Origin of the sequence: Pseudomonas sp. Sample_11 (assembly GCF_004307505.1) — a bacterium.
In the GTDB taxonomy this organism is placed as follows: Bacteria; Pseudomonadota; Gammaproteobacteria; order Pseudomonadales; family Pseudomonadaceae; genus Aquipseudomonas; species Aquipseudomonas atacamensis.
Genome location: NZ_RCOD01000027.1, coordinates 63,220 through 89,643, shown reverse-complemented (window position 1 = coordinate 89,643; position 26,424 = coordinate 63,220). Strand labels below are relative to the sequence as shown.

Here is a 26,424-nt window from a genome sequence, read left to right as displayed (position 1 = left end):
TGCTCACCACGCTTGGCCACGGTGTTTGAGCTCGAGCCTTTGCGTGAACGCTTGCAGCACGCGCCGATAAAGTTCGTCGCCCAGCACCGCGTCTTCGATACCCGCATCGAGGTTGGGGTTGTCGTTCACTTCGATGACCAGGACCCGATCGCCCGCCTGCTTGAGGTCGACGCCGTAGAGGCCGTCGCCGATCAGCCGCGCAGTCTGTACGGCGAGCTGCACGACTTCGGACGGGGCTTGCTCGACCGGCACCGCCTCGCACATCCCGTTGATCTCGTCGGGCAGCGCCTTGTGGTTGTAAATCTGCCAATGCCCCTTGGACATGAAGTATCGGCAGGCATACAGCGCTTCGCCATTGAGCACCCCGACGCGCCAATCGTATTCGGTGTAGCAATACTCCTGCGCCAGCAGCAGCACCGAGTGTTCGAATAACTCCTGCGCGGCAGTGGCCAGAGCTTGCGCATCGGTGACCTTGATCACACCGCGTGAAAAACAGCCATCGGGGATTTTCAGCACCAGGGGAAAACCGAGGCGACGCCCTGCGTTTTCGAGCTCCTGCGGACGATCCTTGTAGAGGATTTCCGTTGCCGGCATGCCCAGCCCGCGACGCTTCAGCAAATCTGCCAGATAAACCTTGTTGGTGCAGCGCAGGATCGACGACGGATCGTCAATCACCACAAGGCCTTCGCTTTCAGCCTTCTTGGCGAATCGATAGGTGTGATCATCCACTCGCGTTGTTTCGCGGATGAACAGCGCGTCGAATTCAGCAAGACGCGCGTAGTCTTTTTTCTCGATCAACTCGACATCGATACCCAGCTGTTCGCCCGCGGCGATGAAACGCTGCAATGCCTCGGGGTTGGAAGGCGGCAGGGCTTCGTCAGGATCATGGAGGATGGCCAGGTCGTAGCGGGCCACGCGTTTGGAAGCGGGCTGACGCCACGTTCTGCGATTGAACGCGTCCAGTGCATCAGCGAAAACATGCTGCTGTTCGTCGCGAAGCTTGTGCAGCACTCCGGCTTTGATGCCTGCGATCTGCCAGCTCTCACCACGGCGGAATTCCACCAGCAGGATAGGGCAAGGGAACGCTTCGAACAGCTGACGGCCGATCTCTTGCAGCGGCTCGATCGAGGCCTTGCCGAAGTACAGCGACAGCGTGAAGGCTTCGGTTTCGCCGTACGGGTGGTTGGCCAGCGCCCGCTCCAGCGTGCGTTGCAGATCATTCAGCCCGACCCCATAAAGCGCTTTGCGCGCCAGCTCGCTGACGGTGCGCACCGAGGGAAAAACCTTGTGCCCGCGCGCCTCGGCCAGCAATGAGCAGTAATAGCCCTGACCGAGGTATTTGTAATTGCGGCAGAGGTTGATCACCTGGGTGCGATGAGGAAAATCATCGCTGTGTTCAAGGTAATCCTGGGCGAGCATCAGGCTCTCGCTGGGCAGGTAATCAGCCCAGTCATCCTTGCGTTCGACCAGTATGAGCAATCGACTTCCCGAGGGTTTGAGACTGGGAGGTTCCTCGCTGAGGGAGATTGTCGAATGCTCGGTTTTGTCTAATACTTCGTTCACGTTGGCTTGCACCGCTGACATGAGTAATGAATCCCTGTTGAAGAAGACGCCGCTTCAATAAATCACGGGCCTTTCGGTCTGTCCCGGTTCGTTACTCAAACTTTACGGTGCGGTCATGTCTTTTGATTTTCGCTTTGCATCCACTGACGATATCGACGATCTGGTCGAATTGGAGCGGGTGTGTTTTACCCTCGACCGGTTGAATCAGCGCAATTTCAGCTGGATGCTCAGTCGAGCCAATGCTGCGCTGATTGTCGTGACCTCGGGCGCAATCCTCTGCGGTTATGCACTGGTGCTTTTTCACCGAGGCACCTCACTCGGACGCCTGTATTCGATAGCGGTCAGCCCAGCGTGGCGCGGACATGAGCTTGGCCAGCGTCTGCTGGAACAGGCCCAGGCCTGCGCATTGGCGCGCAACTGCGCATGGCTGCGTCTGGAGGTGCGCGCTGACAACGGCGCTGCCATTCGCCTCTACGAAGCCAACGGCTATCAGCGCTTTGCCAGCGTCGAGGACTACTACGAGGACCACTGCGAGGCGTTGCGCTACGAGAAACGCATCCTGCGCGAAACACCTGCCCCCGCACGTCAAGTCCCGTATTACCAGCAAACCACCGAGTTCACCTGCGGCGCCGCGTGCTTGCTGATGGCCATGTCTGCCATCGATTCGAGCCGCGCCATGACCCGAGCGGAGGAAATCCAGCTGTGGCGCGAGGCAACCACCATTTTCATGACGGCGGGGCACGGTGGCTGTAGTCCTCAGGGTCTGGCATTGGCGGCCTGGCGGCGCGGTTTCGATGTGCGCCTTGAGGTCAGTCACGCGGGCTCGCTTTTTCTTCACGGCGTACGCAGCACGGAGAAGAAGTCGATCATGAAACTGGTCGAGGACGGCTTTGCCCAAGACCTGGCTGCCACGCAAGTCGAGCAGGTGCTGGGTGAATATCTGCAGATCGGCGAGGCGTTGGCGGCTGGATACAAACCGCTGGTGCTGATCAGCAGCTACCGATTCACCCGCTTGAAAGCGCCGCATTGGGTCATCATCACCGGGTGCGACGAGGACTTCGTCTACCTGCACGATCCTGATGTCGATCACAGCAAACTCAAGCGCGGTCTGGACTGCCAGCACTTGCCGGTCAGTCACCAGGAATTTCTGCGCATGACGGTGTTTGGCGTCCAGCGGGTTCGCGCTGCCGTGATGCTGCGCTCCCGCTGAGGAACGGTGGCTAGGCGCCGAGCACTTCCTCGCCGATACAGTAGCGATCCCTGCCTTTCTGCTTCGCGGCATAAAGCAGTTTGTCAGCCGACTCGATAAGAGTGGCGGGGCTCACTTCTTGTTCGGCCGGTTTGCCAACCGCAATACCTGCGCTGGCGGTGACGTGACCCAGCGGATGGGCTTTGTGCTCCATCCGCAAGGATCGGATGGCCTCAAGAATTTCCTGCGCCACAAGCGCCGCCCCGCGAATATCGGTGTTGGGCAGCAGCACGGAAAACTCCTCGCCGCCATAACGCACGGCGAGATCACCCGGCCGTTTTACTGCTTGCGCAATGGCTTGGCCGACGGCGCTCAGGCAATCGTCACCTGCCGCGTGCCCGTAGCTGTCGTTGTAGAGTTTGAAGTGATCGACATCGATCATGATCAGTGAGATCGACGAACCCTGGCGTCTGGCCAGGCGAATTTCGTCAACCAAGGCAGTGTCCAGTCGGCGACGGTTGGCCAGTCCGGTCAGGCTGTCGGTCAACGCCATGTCCTTCATGGCCTGATGTGCCCGGCGCAGATCCTTTTCCATCACCATCCGTTGACGCAGTTGCCTCAAGACGATCAGTCCGAAGACCGTGAACGCGGTAATCACCGACATCAACACGAAACCGGTTTTGATCAGGTCCCAGCGCCACGGCGCGATGATCGATTCGCGGGAAAGGCCGGTTTCGACCACCAGCGGGTAGGTGCTCAAAGCTCTGTAACCATACAGACGCTGGGTGCCGTCGACGACCGCTCGGACCTCGGCGATCCCTTGACTGGAAAAGGGCAGGTAGTTTTTGAACACCTCACTGTCGGCGAGGCTCTGACCGATTACCGAAGCGATGAAAGGACGCCGCACGAGAATGGTTCCGTTGCGCAATGCCAGCACCAGCGCACCCTTGTCGTCGATCTTGAAATCGCCGTAATAGTCGACAAAGTAACTGACCTTGATGGTGCCAAGCAGCACGCCGGCGAAGGAGCCGTCCGGGTTATTCAAGCGGCGGGAAATCGGGATAATCAGGTCGTCGGTGGATTTGCTCTTGACGACATCACCGATACGCACGTTTCGATCAGTGTTGGCGCGGTGATATTGGAAGTAGTCGCGATCGGCGTTGTTCGCCGGGTCCGGGATCATTTCCTTGTCGGTGACGATCCATTTGCCGTCCGGGCCGTAGATAAACAGTCCATGCAACTGCGGCATCAATTTGGCCTGCTGCACCAGCAAGTTGTGGTTGCGCGGTACGTCTATGTTTTGCAGGCCATCACCTTCGACGCGCTCGCCCAGTGCGGCGGTCAACACATCGACCTGGCGGATGGCGTCTTCAGCGTGTTGCGCGGTTGCCCGCGCGAGGTTGGTGACCGAATCACGCGCCGACGAGAAGGCTGCATGATAGTCACGCCAGGTTCGCCATCCCTCCACGCCGAGAAACGCCAGAATGACCGTCAGCATGAAGATGACTGTCAGGCGGAAAGCGGCGATCTCGCTGGCAGCTTTGATGGGAGCGGTTTGTGCGGCGTCATGCCCCCGGGTTTTGGGCATCTTACGACCGAGCATTTGAGGGTCCTTATGCTTGTCATCTCTCATCTCTTGAAAGATGACATCCTTTTTCACTTGGAATTCAATTTACTGCCTTGGCCAAGCGGTCGCGATTGGATCGTTCAAAGCCGTGCCGGGTCAACATCTGTAATTGAAGCGCGCCTTTTGGTGAGACTTGTGAGGGAAATCATCACCGCCGGTGACTTGAACATCGACCTGCACAATGCCAGCGAAACCGGCCTGTTCCAATGGCTGCTGGCGAGTTTTCTGATGGGCAAAAGGATTCAGGGCACCATCGCCGCCAAGGCGTATCAGGTCATAGTAGAGCAGCATCACAACGACACCCCGCAAAAGCTCGCGAAGTGCACACACCGTCAATTGGTGTCGATGCTGGGGCAGGCGCGTTACGTTCGCTACGACGAAAGCACGGCGTCGCGACTGCTCGCGCTGGCCAACAAGCTCAACAGCGAGTACGCCGGTAAGGTGAGCAACATCGTGGCGGCGAGCGCGGATCGTAAGGCGCTGGAGAAGCGCCTGTCCGAGTTCGAGGGGATAGGGCCGAAGACCGTTGAGATCTTCATGAGGGAAGCGGCTGCGGTGCTGTTTTGAACGCCCGATAGCAAACCAAGGTTCACATCGCAAAGAAGGTTCCCGCCAGTTCGCTCATCAGGATCAGTGTTCCGCCGGCGAATATCGCACAGCCCAGCAGAAACTGGAGTCCCGGGGCGACACCCAGGCTTGAGGGGAAACTCAGGTTTTTATAAGTTCTCATGTCGCGCTCCTGTTACCGATGAAAACTTTCCGCCCCGTCGATGGAACGGTTGCGCTGCGCCAATACGCGCTTGGCGACCATAGGCATCGTGGGCAAGGCGTCGTCGACGGCTGGATGTCCGTCCGCTGGCGGGACGGCAGTCTCCTCAGCGAAATTATTCGGCAGCAGGGTGCCCAGGCCAAATACATTCACCGCCATGCTGACTTTCAATCCCCGACAGGCCTGTTTGCAGTCCAGCTCAAAACCGGCGTATGCGTGCTCCATCAAACGTTGAAAATGTTCAGAGGTCAGTGCCGAGACTTTGCTGTTTTTCATGTTGATCACCTTGAGCAAGTGGCGACCCCGATCCGGGGCCGCCGAACGGGGTTCAGACATCTTTGCCTTGCACGTAACCGGAGCCCAGATCAGCACCGGTCACCGGCTCGCTGAGTGGGTCAGAAGCTGTACGGGTCTTCATCGCTTCCAGCACCTGTTCGTCTTCAGCCGGAAGGGTGACGGTCGCCAGACCATCGCCGCCGTCGACTGCCGGCTCTGGGTTTTCCACGTACTCCCACGCACCGCCCTCGTTCCACGGACCGCGCACGTTGGGCTCGCCAGACATATTGAAGTATTTGTTGGTGAACTCCGGCATGCCCGGCAGTTTGCCCTGCGGGAAGTTCGGCTGGATCGAATGCAGGGCTTTTTCGAAGGACTGTTGATGGGCGATTTCCCGCGTCATCAAAAAGCCCAGCGCCTCTTTGACACCCGGATCATCGGTGATGTTGATCAAGCGTTCGTAGAGAATTTTTGCCCGCGCTTCGGCTGCGATGTTGGAGCGGAAGTCGGCGGTCGGCTCGGTGATCGAGTCAACGTAGGCCGCCGTCCACGGTACGCCAGCCGAATTGACCAGAGGCGCGCCTGCGCCATAGAGCAGGCTGGTGATGTGCGAGTCATTACCGGCGCCATTCAGCGCGCGGTACAGCTCGCCTTCCTCTTGAACGCCCTCGGCGAGTTGGCCCTTGGCGCCTTTGTTGAGCATGACGATGATCGAGCCGACCACCTCCAGGTGACTCAACTCTTCGGTAGCAATGTCCAGCAGAAGGTCTTTGCGCCCCGGATCTTCTTCAGCCAAGGCTTGGGTGAAATAACGCGCTGCCGCGGCCAGTTCGCCATTGGCGCCCCCGAATTGTTCCAGCAGCAGATTGGCCAGACCCGGGTTGGGCTCGGCCACGCGAACGGTGTACTGAAGTCGCTTGTTATGTATGAACATTCAAATTTTCCTCAGACCAGGCTATCGCGCCTTGCCCTTGTGGGCGTCGGCGCATGCATAGTTTGTGAGGAGGGCGCGCAGCAGAAATTTCGTTTTTTGCCGAGTGGCATGACGGGCGGCAGAGGGCGGAAAGTTCCGCAAACAGGACGGTTGGCTTAGCCACGTACCTCGACCAATGTGGGAGCGAGCCTGCTCGCGAATGCGGTACGTCAGTCACCGATTGGCGGCTGATCCAGCGCTTTCGCGAGCAGGCTCGCTCCCACCTTGGTTCGTTTGCAATCAAGCGATTTTAAGCGCCCTCAGCACAGGCAGTGTCTGCTCGGCGAACACTTGCGCCTGTGCGGTCAGCGCGGCGATGTTGGCTTCAGCGGTGAGCAGCGGCTGGCCATTGTCGACCAGCACTTCACCTTGTTCGCTGATCACCCCCCACGCCAGTTGCGCCCATTCGGCCGGCTGCTGTTTGCCTTGCTTGATCGAGATCAGGAACAACTGCTGGAAGCGGCTGACCGTCACGCCACCACCGGTCACCGGGCTGGCCAGGGTCTGGATGTTGGCGCCGTACAGCGAGCGTTTGCACAGTTGCAGATTGAGCGCGGCGCAGCGACCGCTGACCTGCGACTCGGCGGCCTCGCTCTGGCACGGAGCGACCGCGCCCATACCGATCAGCACGGCCAGGGCTTGCTCGAGGTCGTCGTAAGCCATTGCAGTCTCGGAGAGCAATTGGCGCATGGATTTGGCCGCATAGTTCTCCGCCGCCAAGGCATCGAGCACCGGGCCGTAGATTTCCGCTTGCAGGGTCGCTTCGCCGGCAGGACCGGTGACCGAGCCTGCGACAGTTTCCCAGGGTTGCAGCAACGCGAAACGGCTGTGCAGCATCCTTGCGCGGCGTTCGGCAGCGGACAGGCGCGTCGCGCCACGCACGTACAGGTCGCGGCGGAAGTGCTGGTTGACGAAGTAGTCCCGCGCTTGCTCGCGCATGATCGGGTGTTCGATGGTTTCGAGAAAATCCATGCCTTCGGCGCTCAGGTTGAGCGGGTCGACCGAGTCCAGCGGCACTGCCGTGGTGGCGTAGTCGAGTTTGGCCGGGGCCAGCGCGTCGACCATGTCGGCGAAGTACATGCAGTTCCAGTCACGGTTGAAATATTCGTGGGCGACGTAGTGACGATCCTGGCCCTTGATGCTCTGCAGCCGCGCGCCCAGGCTTGGTGCCGCAGCGGCATACTTCGGATTGGCCGCGAGCAACGCTTCGGAAAACTCCAGTGCGGCGTCGATGCGCTCATCGGAGCGCGCCGAGGCGTTGGCGAAACGGTCATGCAGGCTGAACAGATTGCGCAGCGGCGCCGACGGCGACCAGCCGGGGAAGCAGTTGTAACTGACGTAGAGCATGCCGCCCGGTTTAAGGTGGCGGCGGGCGAATTCGACGATCAGCTTCTGATTGTCGCGGCTGACCCAGGTCCAGATACCGTGCAGGCTGATGCTGTCGAACTGCGGCAGGTCATTGCGCGCCAGCAGCTGTTCGAAACTGTCGTCATACAGGCGGGCGCCGTTGTTGGCGGCAGTCGCGAGTTCGATGGCATGGGCCGCCATACCCGGGTGAAAGTCCGTACCGACAAACGAACCCGGGTTGGCGGTGGCGTGGATGTTGATCGACACTCCCTGACCGAAGCCCAGTTCGCAGTGCACGCCGTCGTTGCTTTCCAGCGTGGCGAAACCGCGCAACAACAGGCAGTAACGCAGGAACACCGGATTGATCTCCCGGCTATAGCTGTAGGTGTAGCCTTCGTCGGTGAAATAACCTTCGTTCCAGGCGTTGCTCATGGGTACAGCCTCTTGTTCTTGAAAGTGATGGCAGTCTTATAAGGGGTTGGCATTGCGCGCGACAAATTGAAAAAACGGATACTTCCCCAAACCCTGTGGGAGCGAGCCTGCTCGCAAAAGCTTTTTTTCAGTTTGAATATAATCGGCTGACACGCCGCTTTCATGAGCAGGCTCGCTGCCACAGGGATCTTCAACACATTCAAGCAGGATTGATGGACCGATCACGCACCCCACGGCCCATTCGCGCATGCATTTTGTAGCCGGCCGAAACTGTCATATTCCCTCCCACTCGCCTGCCCATAGTGACCAGCCCAACGCTGATTTCATGAGGCTGCACTGTGTTCCAACGTCTTCTGTGTTCGCTGTCCGTTCTGAGCCTTTCCATCGCCGCTGCCCACGCGGCCGAGCCTGTCACCCTCGACACGCCGCGCTTGTCCGGCATCGACAACTTTCGCGACATCGCCGGCATCACCACTGCGTACTCCATCGCCTACGACGGCGTTATGCGCAGCGGCGTGTTCTACCGCTCCAACGCTTTGACGCCGTCGGCGGCGGATCTGGCGACGCTCAATGGTCTCGGCATCAAAGCCATTTACGACTTGCGCACGCCCAGCGAAATTGCCGCCACGCCTGACACGATGATCAGCGGCGCGGCCTATCGCAATATCGACATCATCGGCAGCACCACCTCGGGTGCGGACATCACCAATATCTCGTTCCACAGCGCCGCCGAAGCGGTGGCAATGATGGAGGAAACCAACCGCGCTTTCGTCAGCGATGCCGGCATGCGCGGGCAGTTCGGCCAGTTGTTCAATGAGCTGGCCAGTGTCGACGCCGCGCAGCTGTTCCACTGCACCGCCGGCAAGGACCGCACCGGCTGGACCGCCGCCGTGTTGCAGAGCATCGCTGGCGTCGATGAGGCGACGATCATGGCCAATTATCTGGCGACCAACGACTACACCGCCGCCCGCGTCGCCGCGACCCTGAAAGCCTTGCCGCCGAGCATGGCCGCTGTCTACGAGCCGCTGCTCGGCGTGCAGGCCAGTTACTTGCAGGCCGGTCTCGACCAGGTCGCCGCCGAGTACGGCAGCATGGACAACTACCTCAAGCAGGGCCTCGGTCTGTCCCAGGAAACCATTTACGTGCTGCGCGGCAAACTGGTCGAGTACAAACGCTTGCCGGGGCAGGCCGGGCTGGTCGGCAACGCCGCCGCTGGTGCCGAATTGCTGCGGCAGTTGCAGAACTCCGAGCTGTCCGGCACCTACAGCGCCTACAACTACTACCTGCAATCGGCGATCGACGCCGGCAGTCTAGGCGGTGTCGAATCTCAAGTTGGCGGACAGGTTCACGCCGATGCGGCCAGTCATCTCTTGCGGCAGAACGCGATGATCGAACAAGCCGCCGCACCGTTCGCCAGCGGCAGCGATTTGAAGGTCGGCCAATACCGCCTGTGGAGCACCGCGCTCGCCAGCTACCTCGGCACCGACGGCTCAGCCCACGCCGAGAGCAGCAACGAACACAGCCAAGGCCTGATGCTCGGCATCAGCCAGCGCTTCAGCGAACAACTCAGCGCACGCGGCGGCTTCGGCTACAGCAAGGGCAGCGTGGGCGGCGCGGGTGGCGAGGCCGATACGGACTTCACCTTCCTCAACCTCGGTGCGCGTTACGGCCTCACCAGCCTTGAGCGCGGCATGTTTGTCGATGCCAACGCCAGCGCCGGTTACGTCGACTACGACAGCAAACGCGAGCTTGGCGGTGGCCTCGGCACAGCCAAGGGCGACAGCCACGGCAATCTCACCGGCGCGACCGTGGCGTTTGGTTATCGCCTGCCGCTCAGCAGCGTGATTGTCGAACCGAGCCTGGGCTTTCGCGTCAGTCGTCTCGACTTGCAAGGTTTCAAAGAGAAGGGCAGTGAGCTGGCGCTCGACGTCGATGGCATCGAGCAGACCCGCCGTAGCGCGGTAGCCAATCTCGACGTGTCATTCGCACCAGTGGCCATGGGTGCGTGGCAGTTGGTCCCGGGTGTTCGCGTGGGCTATGAACGTGCGCTGGGCGATCAGCAAGTCGACAGCGAAGGCCACCTGCTGGGGCTGGATATCGAGCAGCGCGCGGCGTTCGACAACCGCGACCAGTTCAGCGGCGGCGTTAGCTTGATGGCCAGCCTCGGCGCCCTGAGTGTAGGCGCTGAGGTCGGGGCCAACGGTGGCGGTGACAGCCATGGTTTCAATGGCGGGCTCAAGGCCAGTTACGCGTTTTGAACACAGCGAGCCCGGCAAATTGCCGGGCTCTTGCGCTCAAGCATGCTGCGCACGCGAAGGTTGCTGTGTGCGTGCCGGCTGCGCGCTGGGTTCGGGCAGGGAGGCGACATGCACGGTGCGCGCCGGGAAGGCGAACGTCGCGTCCAGGTCGGCCACCGCTTCCATGATTGCCAGATTGATGCGTTGCTGCACGTCCATGTAGACGTTGTAGCTGGCGTCCAGAACGATATATACCGTCTCGAATTCCAGCGCGCTCTCACCAAAACTGCGGAAATGGCAGCGGTCAAAGCGGGCCTGTTTTTCGTTCTTGATGATGCTTTCAACGCGTTGAGTGATCTGGCGGATCTGTTCGCTGGTGCACTCGTAAGTCAGACGAAACTCGAACACCACTCGACGTTCCTGCAAGCGTTTGTAGTTCTGAATGGTGCTGCCGATCATGTCGGCGTTGGCCATGACAATCTGCTCACCGCCGAGACTGCGGATGCGCGTGGTCTTCAGGCCGACGTGCTCGACCGTACCGGCCAGCGTGCCGACGACGATGAAATCACCCACCTCAAACGGCTTGTCGACGGCAATCGACAGCGAGGCGAACACGTCGCCGAGAATGTTCTGCACCGCCAGCGCCACCGCGATACCGCCGACACCGAGGCTGGCGACGAATGCAGTGATGTTGACGCCCAGGTTCGACAGCATCGCCAGCAGAATAACCGCCCACAGCAACACTTTGACGCCCCACAGGCTCAGGGTCGCCAGGGCGCTCGCCTGAAAAGTGCCGGTCGCGTTATGCCGCGAGAAATACCGATGCAGCCCCAGCGCCAGCGCGCGGTTGGTCCACAGGCCGACCTGCAACGCCGCCACCACGAACCATAAACTGCTGACCCGCCCGAGCCAGCGCTCCGGCAAATCCAGCAACCCGATGCCGACCAGAATCGACGCCAACAGCAGCAACGTGGTGCTGGTCGCCGCCAGCACTTCGCTGGCCATGTAGGTCAGATGTCCATTGCCGGCACTGGCCCGCGCCTGCACCTTGCGGAACACGAAACGGATCGCCGTGGTGGTCAGCAGATAACTGAGTGTCGCGGCGAGAAATGCCAGCGCCCAGTTCGCCAGTGAAATTCCTAAAATCGTGTGAGCCGTGAAAAAGCCGATGAAATCCTCGGTCATGGAAACCCCCTTGCGAAGCCTGCACCGACGCGCGCAGAAACGCACCGTCGGTCGCAGCCAGGTAAACGCCGCTTGAATCGGCGGTGCCGTCAAACGACCTGTCTGGGTTAGTCGCCCTGAGATTCCTGGTGTTCAATCAAATGCAGGTTTCGCCGGACCGAATGGTCAACGCCTGGCCTTCAACTCCGCTGGGCTTACGCCGTAAGCACTTTGAAAATACTGACAAAAGCGCCCGACATTGCTGAAGCCAAAACGCAACGCCACCTCCGTCACAGAGCCTGCATGCCCTCGCGCCAACGCCTCATAGGCGCGCTGCAAACGCACCTGCCGCTGATACGCCACGATCGACATCCCGACAAAACGCCGAAAACCTTCCTGCAAGGCGCGCTGGCTGACATGGCTCAACCGCGCCAGATCCACGCCACTGACCAACTGCTGCGGATGCGCCTGAATAAACTCCATCGCCACCTTCACATGTCGCGGCGCCACACACGGCGCCGGCCCCCGTAATGCCTCGGTGAAATTGTGCGGCCACGCCTCCAGCACCGCATCGATCAACATCTCGCGCAACCGTGACGGCATCAACGTGCCGCTGTTGATCAAGGCATCGAACTCAGTGCCCGTGGCCAGATCGATCAACGCCTTGAGGCCCTGAAATGCCGGGGTATTCAGATCCACGCTTGGCTCAAACACGATCTTCTGCACGACCGGTTTCTCCAGCAGCGCCGACAACCGCTCGGTGAGCTGCAGACGATTGATCGAAATGCCGTGATGCGCGTGGTCATCAACAAAGCGCATCGAACGGATATCCGCCTTGTCGATTGCCAGACCGACGTGCGCCATGCCAATGGATTCAGCGACGTGGTTGAAAACGATCTTGCCGGCGGTGGGGATGACGAAAGTGATTTCGTTCTGCGGATCGGGGAGGGCGACGCTGAAATCGCCGTGGTAATGCATACGCCGAAAACTCACCCCGTCGTGCCGCCCGTAGACCCCGCCGATGATGATGTTGGAAGGTGGCGGCGGAGTCTCGGCGTAGCGGTTGCCGAAGAGCCTGGAGAACAGGGCGCCGAAGTCGGAAGAGGTGAGGTTGTCGGAGCGCAGGATGATCTTTTGGCGGGGTGGGGAGGTGGCGGTGATGGGCGGCATTTTGGAATGCGGGCTCTTGGGAGTATGGTCGAGATCGGTCGAGCGTAGGAGGCGGGTGTGACGGTTCAGTGACAAGGCTGGAACCATGGACTGCTTTCAAGCAAGAGCAGACAGCCAATTAATCGCACTTGCATATTCCCGGCAGACAGATCACCACCTCGGAACATACTCGGGAAGGTACACATTCCAACGGCAGCTGCTGGCCGAAAACATAGATTCGAACATCTGGTTTCACTCGTAAGCAAACTGATCAATCAATCCCAAGCGAGGAACACGCGTATCGGGCCGCAACAAAGCGCCAGGAGCAATCACAGCGTTTGCGCCAATCTTGCAGCCATCACCCACCAGCGCTCCGAATTTGCTGACGCCTGTTTCGATCACCTGATTTTCGTGGCGGATCTTGATATCGGCTCCGTCCAGTTCGTTACGGTAGTTGGCGATGATCGCGCCGGCTTCAATATTGACCGCTTCGCCAATCAATGAGTCGCCGACGAAGTTGAAGTGGGCAAGCTTGCTGCCATCGAGCATAAAGGTACTTTTCAGCTCACAGCTGGGGCCAACAATGCAGTTTCTGCCCAGGTAAACGCCTCCACGGAGGTAAGCGCCCGCTGCTACGAGACAGCCCGCGCCGATGATGATTGCGCCTTTGAGAACGGCGCCTTGCTCAACGATGGCGGTTTCATGAATCGCACAATTGTTGTGGCGCCGGTATCCCGCGCCGAGCGTTTCAAGCAATTCCAGAATCCGGCTCTCGCAATCCTGAACCACCGCCCAAGGGGCAGCGGAGTCCACGCCCAGTAATGGCCATTGAGCGATGTAATCTTCGATTTTTGGCGATTTCATAAGAGTCTTCCGAATAAGTGAGAGTGGGGCGTGGGTGGACTGTCGACGACTTGAACGACTCGCAATGCCTGCCAGTCGTACCTGTACAAGCATTTTCAAGGTACGGCGCAATGGATAAGACAATCACCGTGGATCAACTGGCAACCACTGATCTTGGATCAATCAACGAGATATGGCTCGGCGGGACCCATACCCAGTTATGCCTATGGCGTGCTGAACAAGTCTTCACCCACGAAATGCTCAGCGAGGGGACCCATGACCAAAATGTTCGACGCCTGTGCTTGCAGTTGGTTGACCCTGACGATCGAGAAGCAGTGGCACGTGTTGAGGCGATCGCGCGCGAACGACTGGAAGAAATGGGCAAGCAGGGCGAGTTTTACCCGGCCGAGGCGGCGGACACTCGTCAATAGCCGCTGCGCATCTGATGAAAAGCGCTGCTGCTAAAGCAGCGCCTCAAGCGGGCTCCTCAACCCTGCGCACATCCCCCAACGAATCACGCTGCATCGACTGCAAATTCTTTTCGATGGTTTCGCACAGCGCTTCCATTTGAATCTGGTGTTCGCTGTGGCGAAACGGGCTTTGCAGGTCGGTGCCGATGCGCTCGATGGCCAGCAGCATGAACCCGACCACAGTCGACGCCAGCGGCGTGAACCAGCCGAGGGATTCCACCAGACCTATCGGGACGATCAGGCAGAACAGCGAAATGAACAGCCGTGGGAAATACACATAAGGGTAGGGCAGCGGGGTATTGGCGATCCGCTCCATGCCGCCTTGGCTGTTGGACAAGTCCACCAGCGTCGACTCAAGCCGCGCCAGACGAATACTGTCCAGATGCCCGGCCTTGTATTCGCGAGCGAGCAAAGTCGCCGAGCCGGTGAGGATATCGTTGGCAAAGTTATTGGTCGTGCCACTGCGGGCGAATTCTTCGGCGGGAATAAACGCTCGCACCTCGTCGGGACATGGCTGGCCTTGCAGATGCGCGGCGAGGCAATTTACGTAAGCGACGTGGCGGCGCAGCAGCGTGGATTTGACCGGGTTCACCTCGCCACCAGCGTCGTCCAGCAGCGTCAGCACCTGCCTGGCAAAGCTGCGGGAATTGTTGATCATCGACCCCCACAGCGTCCGCGCCTCCCACCAGCGGTTGTAAGCGCTGCTGTTGCGAAAACTGATCAACACGATCAACGCCGAACCGAGCAAGGTCAGCGGCATCAGCGGCAGGTTCAGCTTGGCGTTGAGAAACAGCATGAAGTCGACGGTGACGGCGATGTCCCAGAGCAGCAACCAGAACAAAGACCAGCCCACGTAGCCGAGGGTCTTGATGATCAGACGGTATTTTTTGACGATGGCAGCTTTCAAACGGAAACCTCGTGGCGAGCAGTTTGCTTAAACGCTTAAGCTCGGACGATGCCTGGCACCGGCAGTTCCCTGGTGGAGCGGTCAGCCGTCAGTCAGTCTGTAAAGTCTGGCCCTGTGCATGGCGAATGCTTTCAAGAAATATCTTCGTCTCTCGATTCGACCGCAGATGAACCACCCGGCAAGCCGATGGCGCCGTTGACACGAATTGGCGCATTTTGGCTCGCGAGGTTTTTCTCGTCCGCCACATGAACTTTAGAAACTCCGGCAGATTCGCCAGCTGTTCGGGGCAGTTTTCCGGCAAGTCAGGCCGAGACTGACCGTGGTTGAGCAGCGTTCTACGCAGGACGCGCAAGAATCGAAGCGGTGGCGAACGATCGATCCAGATCAGCAGATCTGCACGGGCGATGCGATTTTCCCAAGTGGTTGAATGGCCACCTTCGAATATCCAGCGATCACGCGCCTCGACCTCCAGGCAAAGTCGGGTCTTCTCATCCGGGCTTCGCTCGATCCAGCCTGGCTGCCAATGGATCGTGTCGATATGCACGACCGGCAACCCCGTGCGCTCACCAAGCCTGCGCGCCAACGTACTTTTGCCAGACCCAGGCTGACCAACAATCATCACCCGTTGCATCGAAGCTCCTTCTCGCTCTGCAAGCTGATTTTTTGGGCGGGCGATTCTACGGCAATGCCTGTCTCAGTCAATGACCGATGAACGCTAGGCGGGGTTTTGCCGCGCCGCCGACACACTGGCTCGGCGGTCCGCCCGCTCGCCGAGCCGCCACCCCAGCAGCCCCCAGAGCAGTGCACACAACGCGCCGACCAGCGCTGCCATGCCTGCACCTTGGCCGAGGGCGTCCAGCGCGCTTTTCGCCCAGGCACTGATGGCATCGCCGGCGCGGTAGACCACGGTGTCGATGAAGTTCTTCGCCTTGTACTTGCTTTCGGCATCGAGCGGGGCAAACAGCATCTCTCGGCCTGGGCGCACGAAGGCGTACTCACCGATGCGACGCACGATCATCAGCGCGGCGATCAGGCCAAAGCTGGGCGCGAAGATCAGCCCGATAAATCCCGCGCACATGACCAGCGGCACCATGGCCAACAGCACGCCGACACCTAGTTTTTGCGCGAGGCGCCCTGTGATGAACAGCTGACAGAGCAGGGCGCCCGCCTGCACGACAAAGTCGATGATGCCGAACACGCGCACCTGCGCCTCGCGGTCCGGGAAGTGTTCGGCGACGACGCGTGCCTGCTCGAAGTAAAGGAAGGTGGAGACTGTCGCCAGCAGCACCACAAAGCCGCAAATGCCGAGCAGATAGGGTGATTTCAGAACGGCCGTCATACCGCTGAACGGATTGCCCGGCAACGGCCTGCGAGGGCTTTCGCTCGGCGCGGCATCGGGGCGTCCTGCGCCACCCCGTTCACGCCAGCGCATCAGCTGGCGCTTGAACCACATCGCAGCGGCCAGCAGAACAGCGGCCAGCAGCATCAGGCCGGACTCGCCCAGTGGACCGATCAGCAAGGCGCTCAGCGCAGGGCCACTCAGGCCGCCGACGCTGGCGCCCGCCGCGATGAACGCGAACAGACGTTTGGCCTGGGCACTGTCGAAGACATCGGCCATCAGGCTCCAGGCGACCGATACGACAAACAGGTTGTAGACCGATATCCACACGTAAAACACGCGCGCCAGCCACGGGCTTTCCTCGCCGAGGAACAAGGCGGCGAACAACAGCAGATTGGTGCAGAAGAATCCGTATACCCAGTCGACGAAATGCAGGCGCGGCACGCGTGCGCTGAGCCAGGCGAACAGCGGAACGGCCGCCAGCATGACCAGGAAGGTCGCGGTGAACAGCCACTGCAAGTTCTCGACGCCGGCAGTGATGCCCATCGATTCGCGGATCGGGCGGAGCATGAAATAGCCGGCGAACAGGCAAACGAACAGCAGAAAACCGTTGAGCGCAGGGCGCAGCTCGTGAGCCTCGGCATTGATGATGGCGCCGGCGCGGTGGGCGAGAAGAGACGTATCCATGTTGCGCTCCTGTGGGAGTGGCGGGGCAATGGCACGGGGCCTGCCCGTGCCGGGCGGTCAGCGGTAGGTGACGCCGGTCAGTCGCTCGGAGAGTTGCCACAGTGTGGCCGAATTCGAGCGATCGGCAGCGGCCGGCGGCATCTTGGCGAAGCCCAGCGGCCCGCGCTTTTCGTTATCACCGGTAGGGCCGTAGTAGGCGCCGCCAACCGCCTCCAGCGCCGTCGCCGCATACAGCGTGGGCAGCGCGCCCTGCGCTGCGGAATGATACAGGTCCCGCTCTACAGCCCATTGTTTGCCGAATTCACTGTCCAGGCCAGGCCCACGGGCGATCAGCTCGGTCACGGCAACGCCGGGGTGCGCGGCGATGCTGCGTATCCCCCAACCGGCGGCATCGCTGCGCTGCTGCAGCTCGATACTCCACTTCAGAACCGCCAGTTTCGATTGGCTGTAGCTGGCGAAAGGGTCGTAAGCGCGCTCAGCCTGCAGGTCATCGAAGTTCAGGATTGCGCGCCCGGCGGCGATGCTCGACAGGCTGACCACCCGACCATCGTCGCTTTTGCGTAGCAGGGGCATCAGCAGGCCGGTCAAAGCGAAATGCCCCAGATAATTGGTCGCCAGTTGCATCTCGTAGCCATCGGCGGAAACGCCTCGAACAGGCGGCGACATGATCGCGGCATTGTTGATCAGCACGTCGAGCCTCGGCAGGCGCCCTTGCAGACGGTTGGCGAGGTCGCGCACCGATTGCAGATTGGCAAGGTCCAGCGTTTCGAATTGCACGCGCGCCTCGGGCACGGCTTGCTTGATCTTCGTGATTGCTTCGCGGCCGCGCTCGGCGTTGCGTGCGGCGATGATCACCTCGGCACCGGCGCGCGTCAGCGCCAGCGCGTCTTCATAGCCCATGCCGCTGGTTCCCCCGGTGACCAGCACGATGCGGCCTTTCTGGCTGGGCATATCGTGGGTTGACCAGTCCGGCTTCGGCTCCGTTCGGGAAGTCGCCTGCGCAGCCAGTGTGCCGGCCATCGCGGAAATGGCGAACAGCATTCGGGTGGCCTTGAGAAGGCGTTGGGTCGCGGTATTGCTCGGCGTAGCGGGTGAATGGCTCATCGGGGGATTCTCATTCGCGTGACAGGTTCCCGCTTGGCGGGGCGAGTGAGCAGTATCGGTGTACGAGTGCGCGAGGATAAGTCGGGCATTGGTGGATGACCCGTACGGTATGGCGTACAGTCAGGCGCCTGCGGAGGAAGCATTCATGCGTAAACCAAACCTTACCGATGTGTCGATATTTGCTGCGGTGGTCGAGGCGGGGGGATTTCGTGCTGCGGCGCAGAAGCGCGGTTTGTCCGCCTCGTCGCTGAGCGACTGCATGCGTCGGCTGGAAGGCGACTTGGGCGTGCGCCTGCTCAATCGAACCACGCGCAGCGTCACGCCAACGGCAGCCGGCGAGCGACTGCTCGAGCGCCTGCGCCCGGCCTTGCAAGAAATCGACGCCGCTTTCAACGATCTGGACGACGACGCTCAGCGCCCGGTCGGCACGCTGAAGCTCAATGTGCCAGTGCCGGTGGCACGCTTTCTGTTACCCGACCTGCTGGCGCGTTTTCTGCGCCTTTATCCAGGGATCAGTGTCGAAGTCGTCATGGACAACACCTTTGTCGACGTCAACGCTGGCGGGTATGACGCCGGCGTGCGCTATGAAGAAAGCCTGGCCAAGGACATGATCGCCGTGCCCATCGGCCCGCGTCGCCAACGCTTCGTTGCAGCCGCCGCCCCGGGCTATCTGGCTGAACGCGGTACGCCCACTCACCCCGAAGAACTGCCGAGCCATGACCTGCTTGGCCATCGCTTCGAGAGTGGCAAAGTCGGCGTATTCGAGTTTCATCGAGACGGCCGTATCGTGCGTATCCCGCATCAGGGGCAACTGCTGACGTCGTCGCACGATCTGAAAATTCGCTCCGCCATCAATGGACTGGGCATCGTCTATACCTTCGAGGACTTCCTGCGCGAGCCGCTCTCCGATGGTCGACTGGTGCCGATTCTCGAGGACTGGTGGCAGACATTCGACGGTCCGTTTCTGTATTACCACGGCCGCCGCCACATGCCTTCGCCGCTGAGGGCGTTTGTGGATTTTTTGCGGGGGGAAGGGGAGATTGCGGAGAGTTTAGGTGTTTTCGGCGGCGTTTCGTGAGGTCAATGCATGGTCTGCCAGCAGGGCGCCCGTGGCGACGGGCAGCAATTGGCCAATAGCGGACGTTGCACGCGACCGCTATCGGCCAGAAGAAGACATTCGCCATAGAACAGCGCCCGGCAATTACTAAAACCTTTCACAGGGAGCCCGCAGCTTACCGGTAATGGTTAGGGGCACATGCTCTTGATCCCTCAACCGCCGCTTCGTAAGCGTTTTCTCCCTATCTATGGGATTGAATTTTCCTACAGTAAAAGCCGCTAGAGGCCATGGAGCAGCGGCGTGGATATTGAAACGTTGACAGTGATGGCACTCTGATCTAGATTCGGCATCTCTTTACGCGTACATAGCTAGACGGTTTCCGTCGATGGCTTAGTCAGGCGGTTCGCCAGACTCAATTACATTGCGTTGTTTTATTCCGCAGACAAGATCTGCGGCCCTACGCTCGCTCCGCTCACTCCGGTCCACAGATCTTGTCTGCGGCTGATCCTTGGTAAAGAGCCCCCCATCGCATGGACCCGCGACAAAGAATTCTTGCAGACGTCGATCTTGAGCAAAGCAAGGTTCATTTCTCGAAAAATCCTATCGTATTACTTTGCGGAGGATTTGTTCCGGAAAAGGAACATGCGGACGCCGATGATCCACCGATTAGGTCTCTTCGCGATGCGGTGAAGCGCAAAGCACTTCAGATGGCCGCGTCACCTCATATATTCCGTCCAGAAGAAATCAAGTCTTGGCATGAAGATGGCGTGTTCAGAAACCTGATGGACTTCGAGGCGGATCTTGGAAGTGTTTGTTCCTTGGTGGTAATTGCCGTTGAAAGTGAAGGTGCAATTGCAGAGTTGGGTGCATTTTCTCAACTGCCAGACTTCAATAAAAAACTGATCGTTTTTGTTCCTGAGGAGTATGCGGGTGCCAACTCATTTATTAATTTAGGTATTCTTCGCCATATTAAGGAGAAACATGGGACAGGAGTGAAAGTGTATCCTTGGTGTCCAAAGTTTCCAGGTGATATACCTGAAGATGTTGTAACTGATGTTCTTGAGGATATTGCCAGCGAGATATTAGAGCTTCAAAAAACTCAATCTTTTAACGTAAATAATAATATTCATCTTATTGTTTTAATTTACGAGTTGCTCAAGTTGTTCGTCGCATTGAAGGAGAAAGAGCTGATTGATTCAATCAAAGCTTTAGGCCGGGAGGTGCACAGGGATGACTTGAGGCGGAAGCTTTTTCTTCTCCAAGAATTTAGGCTTGTGAGAAAAATAGAATATAGCGATTCAACATTCTATACCTGCGATGATGATACTTTTCACAGCCTCCGCCTTGTTTTGAAGTCAGGTGTAGCCGTTGACCCTCTGCGTTTGCGTGTTGAGTGTGTGGATTACTACAAGGTCACTGGAGCTGAACGTAACCGCAATAGGGCAATAGATCGTGCGAAACTGGGAGGCCCAAAATGAGCCTATATGACTTTCGAAAACATATGTCAAAGACGTTGTCGCTGTCTGAACATGATGTGGCTCGACTGATTGTTAGGGCGCCTTATGCTTACAAAAGATACTTCATTCCAAAAAAATCTGGTGGGGTGAGATCCATCGCACAGCCCGCAAAAGAAACTAAAGTGATACAAGGTTTGCTGGTTGAAGACTGGTTCTCTCAGCTCCCTGTCCACGAATGCGCAGCCGCCTACAGGCAAGGCTCAAGCATCAAAGCAAATGCCGAGCGGCACAAGCAGAATAGTTATATTGCTAAGTTTGACTTCTCCAATTTTTTTGGATCTATAACCGAGTCTGATCTAGTTAAGCACTTTTCTTACGTGCTTTGCGGAAAATTATCAGTACAAAGTATCAACGATATTGCAAGGGTAAGCTGTGTGAGAGATCGGGTGACAACTCGACTTGTTCTCAGTATTGGAGCGCCTAGTTCTCCAGTTCTGTCGAATTCAATTATGTATTATTTTGATCTGGCGATGGATTCCTGGTGTTTAGAGCGGAATATAGTGTACTCGCGTTATGCAGATGACCTTACGTTCTCCACAAATGATAAGGGGGCGACATCTGAAGTCGAGAAATTTATCTTGGATACGCTTGAAGTTATCCCTTATCCACGACTTCAATTAAATCATGAAAAAACAGTCCATGCTTCTAAGAAAAAGCAGCGTCGCATTACTGGGCTAATTATATCCAATGATAATCAGGTTTCTTTAGGGCGCGATAAAAAAAGATTGATTAGCGCTATGATTCATCGTTATATTCATCACGAACTAGACGAGAAATCAATCTTCCATCTTCAAGGGCTGATGGGCTTCGCACAAGATGTTGAGCCGCTGTTTGTTGCAAAAATGCGAGGCAAGTATACAGGCCGAATAATTTCAGATTTGCTTAGGCAAAGAGGAAAAAAGATGTAAGTACAATCGTTATTGCGAGCGTCTCTCCTAAATTGTGGGAGCAATGAATTAGTATATTCTGCTTTCCTTCGCAACAGATATTGGCCGCTTTCTAACTGTCAAGAAGGGCTGATTCGACCTAGGGCTGACGGTGACGAGAGGCAAAAAAGACTCGCTGCCAGATTTGGAGTGTGGTCGTAGAAAGAACCGTAAACATACGACCCGGCGCTCCATAACCTCATCGTAGATCCTATTGGTTGAGTTCTAAGTACGTCATTTCGTTAATTTATTCCAATAAGTGCGGTATGAGCGGTACGATTGATTTTAGAATAATTTTTAATTTGATGAATTTTGCCAAAACTTAGTAGTGGCAGGGGTTTGGGGTTTGAAATGCTCGACAACGGACAGAATAAAATTGATGAGATAGTAGGCGATCCTGTGAATTACAAGCAGATGCAGCGTGATCGCCTAAAGCAATTTTTCATTGGGGGTAAGGATATATCTGGACACTCAATCGTGAATGTTTTTACACGGGGTGACGAGTTTGTTGTCTACGCGATAGCTGATGCCGATGAGCCTGAAACATTCAAAGTTTATGTTGATACGGAGATTGAGTCGGACCCGGAAGGTGTCATGGGCAGACTTGAGTCAATAAAAGAAGAGCTAGCAGATTTTAGATCGATCTTGCACAAAGGGGTGCACGATAAATCCATAAAGCATCGTGCGGCGAACGCTGTTTCTACGGCTCTCCGTGGAGATCCTGAAGCGGCGAAAAAGATATTCATAAAAATACATGAGCAGGTAAGCAAAGAGTATCTTGTCGTTCAAAGGGGTAGGGTCCTATACCTTTCTGGGTCATTTTCTTCAGTGGTAATGCTGGCTTTGCTTGCTTTGATATTGTACTCAGTCCGTAATTCAGGATTTGCGCAAAACGTTGGCGTGATTAGAGAGTTTTCGTACGCTGCGTCTTTTTCTGCACTTGGCGGGCTCCTGTCAATATCCCTGAATTTGAAGTCTATCGCTTTTGAAAGGGAGTTGCAGCTCTATGCTTATTTTGTTTATGGAGTGCAGCGTATTGTTTTGGCCGCACTAGGTGGGATTTTTGCATATGTTGCGGTAAAAAGCGGCCTAGTGCTTAGTCTCGTTTTGACATCTGCTGAACCTATGTATGCAATGCTGGCCGTTTGTATAGCTGCGGGCTTTAGTGAAACACTTATTCCAAATGCGCTCCAAAAGCTTGAGTCTTCTGATTTGGCTGGTCGGTAGACAAGCAGTTTTTGGGTAGGGGTAGACCTTACCATCCCCAACTCTGATCTAGCGATGTTATGCACAGAGGCAAAGGCAGCTATGCCACCTTTTTGTGAATGTCCGCTATTGGCCGAAAGCGGCCGCAGGCTGGCTCAAATGATGGATTGGGCGTAGCTCCTCCATTGCCCCCCGGTCACCCTGGCTCGTCCGTTCCCGCGCCCAAGCGAAGTCGCTATTTGTAAATAACCATCGAACCGATAAACACCGATCACCGTACGAGCAACTTTTATTAAAAAGTCCAACACTAGGAATATGAGGCAGAGCAATGAAGTACATCGATATTCAATTCCACCGCCTCGCCCTCGAAAACAATTACATCCTGATACTCACGTCCAACGACAAGGAAAAGGATGCGATTAACAACATTCTAAAACACAAGGCAGAACTGAGGCTTCACATTCCCAACCGAGGCTGCACCATCGGCACCTTGGATAGAAGGCTAATCGTGCATTTGAGCGGCGCGAGTGGCGCATCGAAAGAGGGCTCCATCGCGAACGCCGCAGTCCGATTCATTGAAGCTTACCCGAAGCCGCGTCTGATGATTCTGACCGGCATCTGCTGGGGTGCTCCCAATTTCACATCTATTGGTCAAACTCTGGTATGCACCCATGTTTTGTCACTGAATGATATGGAAGTCACGCCTACTGGCATTCGTTACAGAAAAAGATCCTTCAATAGCAACACGGTTTTGGACGACGACGAACTCGCCCGCGTGCCTTGTACTACCACGACCATGGCGAGTCTGGAAACTCTATATAAAAGCGATGCGGCCCGCGATAACTTGCTGGCACAGTACCCGGAGGTGAACGCGGGAGAAATGGAGGCCTTCGGTTTTGTGCAAAGTGTCGGACAGGTGCCGTGGGTGATTATCAAGACTGTGTCGGATTACGGCGGCGATAGCTTTTCGGATATCGGGCAGAAAGAAATTGCCATCACGACAGCCGAGCGTCTACCCGTCGTTATAGATTCATTGTGCCAGTCGAATGGCTACAGCTTTGAATATGAGTCTACCGCTTACCTTCATCTATTCGACGCGATGATTGGCGACACCATTTCTCTACACGAACGAGATGTGAAGAAACTAGGCCTAAATGACATTCTCAACAACGAGTATGGCCCCCTACTGCTACGTAAGCTGCACAATTACTGTTCTGAAATCGAATATGACAGTGAATTCCCTTATCTGATATGTGACGTTCTGCTCGAACTTTCCCAAAACGCCTTCAAACACAATGGTTCAAAGACGCTGAGCATCTGCCTGAATGCCACATCGATTACGGTGGTTACCGACAACGATGTCTTCGATATGAACCAGCTAACTACTGGGCGCGGAGGGGCAGACGCGTGGAAAGATTTCTCCGAACGTTACATAGAACACGGTGAAATCTCCTATCGGGCGAAGAAAAATCAACACAAATTCTCGCTCCACCGTGTCGATAAGAACCTTCGAAAAGCCAAGGAAAACTGTGCTGCGACCATCAGACCCGACATGATTGGCAGCGGATTCAGCGCGCCATATGGCGTTCTTGTCTTTGAAACTTCCTGCTCATCCATATTCATCAGTACCGACGGTATCTTCATGCGATCACGTGCATTTTCGATCATCAAAGACATCAAAATACATCTTTCACAGGGTCTGATTATCTACCTGTGTTGCCGTAATTCGGATGAAGCCCAGCGCTACAAAAGCGCAATTGAAGATGATACGGGGCAACTGAGAGTGTTTACCGTCTAGATGGCGGCAGTTGTTATTTCGCCAACCGGGGGAGTGGCACAACCATGCCGCGGTAGCCAAGAGTCCGCTTCTGGCCGAAAGCCGACATTCGGTGACAGGTCTACCCGCGTAACATCTGGCGGCCTCTCGCGAGCAGATCCTCCAGCCGATCTTGGCGGGCTTATTCATTCACCATCGCCCGCTTCAAGCGGAATTCGCCTGATAACGTCGTCATAAGGCACCAGGTCCAGAAAGGCAGTGACCTCAACTGCCTGCATATTTCGCATGCGCATGATCCATACGTAGCTGTTGCGATAAGGCGCGCCATCGGCTGCGGTGGCGGTGCCGTCCCAGTGCACGACGACGTCATCGCCTTCAGCCCAGATATCTACCACGGTAGGGCGAACGGGCGAGGCAAGCCGTTTTGCGAACGGTTGGACTGCGCGTTTCAGGAAGTCATCTCGGCCGCGATAAGTGCCCGCCGAAGGGCTCGTCCCCTTGATTGTCCAGATCACATCGGGAGCCAGGACATCTGTGAAGAACGTCCGGCCGCCCTGAGCCCACTGGTTGAACGCTTGCGCAATGAATTGGCGGTTGCGTTCCGTAGTCGGTTCGCTGGCCACGGCGGGCGCCGGCCCTGCAATGAGTGTGGTGAAGACTAATGCTAGCGCTGTAGAGAGGCGGTGAACAAACGTCATTTCCTGTGCTCCTTAATCTGTCCCGAGTTGGATGGGCCGTTGTTGTTATCTGTAAGCCGCTAGTTGCGTTCCCTCACGCCGTTGCTCTATATGGGGCTTTGGCAAAGAATCGGCGCGGGTGTGGACGGCAGTACCTCTGGGCTTCATCTGAAGTGTGACTTATGAGCGGAGGAGGGCTGTTGCAGGATCGTCCTGATTTCTTGCTTGATCATCCGATACCAGATGCCCAACCGCCGAATCCCCACGTTATGGAGTTGTGTTTGAATTCCCTTTCAAAGCTTGTCGATATCGTTGGTCGTCACGCCCGGGATGACGGCATTCACAGGACTGCGATTCCGGGTGTCAGCCTGATTCGTTCGGCTTCGCCCACGATGCCTATGCCGGTGGTGTACGAGCCAACGCTCTGCCTTGTCGCCCAAGGGCGTAAACAAGCGATGCTGGGAACTACCGCCTATGTTTACGATCCGGCCAAGTACCTGATTGCATCGGTAGACCTTCCGGTGATGGGCTCGGTCATCGAGGCGAGTGAGGCTGTTCCGTATCTGTGCCTGGCGCTGGATCTCGATACCACTGTGTTGAGCGACCTTGCGCTGCGCCATCCGCTACGAGAAGAGAGCGTCAGTGCACCGCCGGCAGGCATTGCGCTCAACGATACGACTCCAGAACTGCTGGATGCTGCGGTTCGGCTGGCCGGGCTGCTCGACAGGCCACGGGATATCGAAGCGCTCGCTCCGCTGGTGATTCGCGAAATGCTTTATCGCCTTCTAACCGAAAACGGCAACAGCCTCATCAGGCAGATGGCACAAGCAGACAGCCGCTTGAACCAGATTGCCAAGGCCATTGCCTGGCTGCGCAGCCACTACAACGAAGCGTGTCGAATAGATGAACTCGTCGAAATCGCGGGCATGAGCCGTTCTTCGTTTCATGCGCATTTCAAGGCGATCACCTCGATGAGCCCGCTGGAGTTTCGCAACCAGTTGCGGCTACAGGAAGCACGTCGGCTGATGGTCACCGAAGCGGTCGACGCCGCAGAGGCGGGATATGCAGTCGGTTATGAAAGTCCCTCGCAGTTCAGTCGGGACTACGCCCGCTTGTTCGGTATGCCGCCGGCGAAGGACGCCTGGCGGCTGCGCACGGACATTTGCGGAATTTGAATCCAGCGCTTTT

At 57.3% G+C, this 26,424-nt stretch carries 24 protein-coding genes; 10 read left to right on the top strand and 14 right to left on the bottom strand.

The annotated features are described in order from the left end of the window. Positions 1-3: 3 nt before the first annotated feature. Entirely contained in the window at positions 4-1,584 is a 1,581-nt protein-coding gene (locus D8U60_RS05945; protein WP_130899707.1) for a RimK family protein, read from the bottom strand. 94 nt (positions 1,585-1,678) lie between these two features. On the opposite strand from D8U60_RS05945, the gene D8U60_RS05940 reads away from it, so the two are divergent. After that, a complete protein-coding gene (locus D8U60_RS05940; protein ID WP_130899706.1) occupies positions 1,679-2,773 on the top strand; it encodes a GNAT family N-acetyltransferase/peptidase C39 family protein in 1,095 nt (364 codons plus the stop codon). A 10-nt stretch (positions 2,774-2,783) separates the two neighbouring features. Here D8U60_RS05940 and D8U60_RS05935 read toward each other — a convergent pair whose 3' ends face one another. Then, the gene (locus D8U60_RS05935) at positions 2,784-4,355 is read right to left on the bottom strand and encodes a sensor domain-containing diguanylate cyclase (RefSeq protein WP_130899705.1); all 1,572 of its coding nucleotides are present in this window, start codon (positions 4,353-4,355) and stop codon (positions 2,784-2,786) included. A 159-nt stretch (positions 4,356-4,514) separates the two neighbouring features. Between D8U60_RS05935 and D8U60_RS05930 the strand changes: the two genes are divergently transcribed. Beyond that, a complete protein-coding gene (locus tag D8U60_RS05930) occupies positions 4,515-4,946 on the top strand; it encodes a DNA methylase (protein WP_122699117.1) in 432 nt (143 codons plus the stop codon). A gap of 22 nt (positions 4,947-4,968) precedes the next feature. On the opposite strand, the gene D8U60_RS27595 is transcribed toward D8U60_RS05930, so the two are convergent. From D8U60_RS27595 to D8U60_RS05915, 4 genes are all read right to left on the bottom strand, one after another. Then, positions 4,969-5,109 (bottom strand): hypothetical protein, encoded by a 141-nt coding sequence (locus D8U60_RS27595; protein WP_163012312.1) that lies wholly within the window; start codon positions 5,107-5,109, stop codon positions 4,969-4,971. A gap of 12 nt (positions 5,110-5,121) precedes the next feature. Next, complete coding sequence (locus D8U60_RS05925; protein ID WP_130899704.1) at positions 5,122-5,424, bottom strand: hypothetical protein; 303 nt, start codon at positions 5,422-5,424, stop codon at positions 5,122-5,124. A gap of 52 nt (positions 5,425-5,476) precedes the next feature. Then, positions 5,477-6,358 carry a manganese catalase family protein gene (locus D8U60_RS05920; protein ID WP_130899703.1) on the bottom strand — a complete coding sequence of 294 codons (882 nt, stop codon included), beginning with the start codon at positions 6,356-6,358 and terminating at the stop codon, positions 5,477-5,479. Between the two features lie 279 nt (positions 6,359-6,637). Next, a complete protein-coding gene (locus tag D8U60_RS05915) occupies positions 6,638-8,176 on the bottom strand; it encodes a class I SAM-dependent methyltransferase (protein WP_130899702.1) in 1,539 nt (512 codons plus the stop codon). Positions 8,177-8,514: 338 nt separating this feature from the next. On the opposite strand from D8U60_RS05915, the gene D8U60_RS05910 reads away from it, so the two are divergent. Next, a complete protein-coding gene (locus D8U60_RS05910) occupies positions 8,515-10,434 on the top strand; it encodes a tyrosine-protein phosphatase (protein WP_130899701.1) in 1,920 nt (639 codons plus the stop codon). A gap of 36 nt (positions 10,435-10,470) precedes the next feature. On the opposite strand, the gene D8U60_RS05905 is transcribed toward D8U60_RS05910, so the two are convergent. From D8U60_RS05905 to D8U60_RS05895, 3 genes are all read right to left on the bottom strand, one after another. Next, positions 10,471-11,598 (bottom strand): mechanosensitive ion channel family protein, encoded by a 1,128-nt coding sequence (locus tag D8U60_RS05905; RefSeq protein ID WP_130899700.1) that lies wholly within the window; start codon positions 11,596-11,598, stop codon positions 10,471-10,473. Positions 11,599-11,763: 165 nt separating this feature from the next. Beyond that, on the bottom strand, positions 11,764-12,747 hold the full coding sequence (locus tag D8U60_RS05900; protein WP_130899783.1) for a helix-turn-helix domain-containing protein: 984 nt from the start codon (positions 12,745-12,747) through the stop codon (positions 11,764-11,766). 231 nt (positions 12,748-12,978) lie between these two features. Next, positions 12,979-13,590, bottom strand: coding sequence for a transferase (locus D8U60_RS05895; RefSeq protein WP_130899699.1), 612 nt, complete (start codon positions 13,588-13,590; stop codon positions 12,979-12,981). Between the two features lie 110 nt (positions 13,591-13,700). Here D8U60_RS05895 and D8U60_RS05890 point away from each other — a divergent pair, with 110 nt between their 5' ends. After that, positions 13,701-14,000: a hypothetical protein gene (locus D8U60_RS05890; RefSeq protein WP_130899698.1), complete on the top strand. Its 300-nt coding sequence runs from the start codon at positions 13,701-13,703 to the stop codon at positions 13,998-14,000. A gap of 43 nt (positions 14,001-14,043) precedes the next feature. On the opposite strand, the gene D8U60_RS05885 is transcribed toward D8U60_RS05890, so the two are convergent. From D8U60_RS05885 to D8U60_RS05870, 4 genes are all read right to left on the bottom strand, one after another. Next, entirely contained in the window at positions 14,044-14,946 is a 903-nt protein-coding gene (locus D8U60_RS05885) for a bestrophin family ion channel (protein ID WP_024012629.1), read from the bottom strand. 88 nt (positions 14,947-15,034) lie between these two features. Next, complete coding sequence (locus D8U60_RS05880) at positions 15,035-15,577, bottom strand: AAA family ATPase (RefSeq protein WP_130899697.1); 543 nt, start codon at positions 15,575-15,577, stop codon at positions 15,035-15,037. Between the two features lie 84 nt (positions 15,578-15,661). Further along, positions 15,662-16,972, bottom strand: coding sequence for an MFS transporter (locus D8U60_RS05875; RefSeq protein ID WP_130899696.1), 1,311 nt, complete (start codon positions 16,970-16,972; stop codon positions 15,662-15,664). A gap of 57 nt (positions 16,973-17,029) precedes the next feature. Then, positions 17,030-18,076, bottom strand: coding sequence for an SDR family oxidoreductase (locus D8U60_RS05870; protein ID WP_130899695.1), 1,047 nt, complete (start codon positions 18,074-18,076; stop codon positions 17,030-17,032). 145 nt (positions 18,077-18,221) lie between these two features. Here D8U60_RS05870 and D8U60_RS05865 point away from each other — a divergent pair, with 145 nt between their 5' ends. The 5 genes from D8U60_RS05865 (at position 18,222) to D8U60_RS05845 (ending at position 24,580) form a co-directional block, all read left to right on the top strand. Beyond that, positions 18,222-19,154, top strand: a complete 933-nt coding sequence (locus tag D8U60_RS05865) for a LysR family transcriptional regulator (protein WP_130899694.1) — start codon at positions 18,222-18,224, stop codon at positions 19,152-19,154. 509 nt (positions 19,155-19,663) lie between these two features. Continuing rightward, a complete protein-coding gene (locus D8U60_RS05860; RefSeq protein ID WP_130899693.1) occupies positions 19,664-20,611 on the top strand; it encodes a retron St85 family effector protein in 948 nt (315 codons plus the stop codon). Continuing rightward, positions 20,608-21,558 carry a retron St85 family RNA-directed DNA polymerase gene (locus D8U60_RS05855; protein WP_130899692.1) on the top strand — a complete coding sequence of 317 codons (951 nt, stop codon included), beginning with the start codon at positions 20,608-20,610 and terminating at the stop codon, positions 21,556-21,558. Before D8U60_RS05860 ends, D8U60_RS05855 begins: the two co-directional genes overlap by 4 nt. Positions 21,559-21,927: 369 nt before the next feature. Continuing rightward, entirely contained in the window at positions 21,928-22,803 is an 876-nt protein-coding gene (locus tag D8U60_RS05850; protein ID WP_130899691.1) for a hypothetical protein, read from the top strand. Between the two features lie 307 nt (positions 22,804-23,110). Beyond that, positions 23,111-24,580: a hypothetical protein gene (locus D8U60_RS05845; protein WP_130899690.1), complete on the top strand. Its 1,470-nt coding sequence runs from the start codon at positions 23,111-23,113 to the stop codon at positions 24,578-24,580. Positions 24,581-24,744: 164 nt separating this feature from the next. On the opposite strand, the gene D8U60_RS05840 is transcribed toward D8U60_RS05845, so the two are convergent. Further along, on the bottom strand, positions 24,745-25,257 hold the full coding sequence (locus D8U60_RS05840) for a nuclear transport factor 2 family protein (RefSeq protein WP_130899689.1): 513 nt from the start codon (positions 25,255-25,257) through the stop codon (positions 24,745-24,747). 179 nt (positions 25,258-25,436) lie between these two features. Here D8U60_RS05840 and D8U60_RS05835 point away from each other — a divergent pair, with 179 nt between their 5' ends. Next, a complete protein-coding gene (locus D8U60_RS05835) occupies positions 25,437-26,411 on the top strand; it encodes an AraC family transcriptional regulator (protein WP_241663515.1) in 975 nt (324 codons plus the stop codon). Positions 26,412-26,424 lie beyond the last annotated feature (13 nt).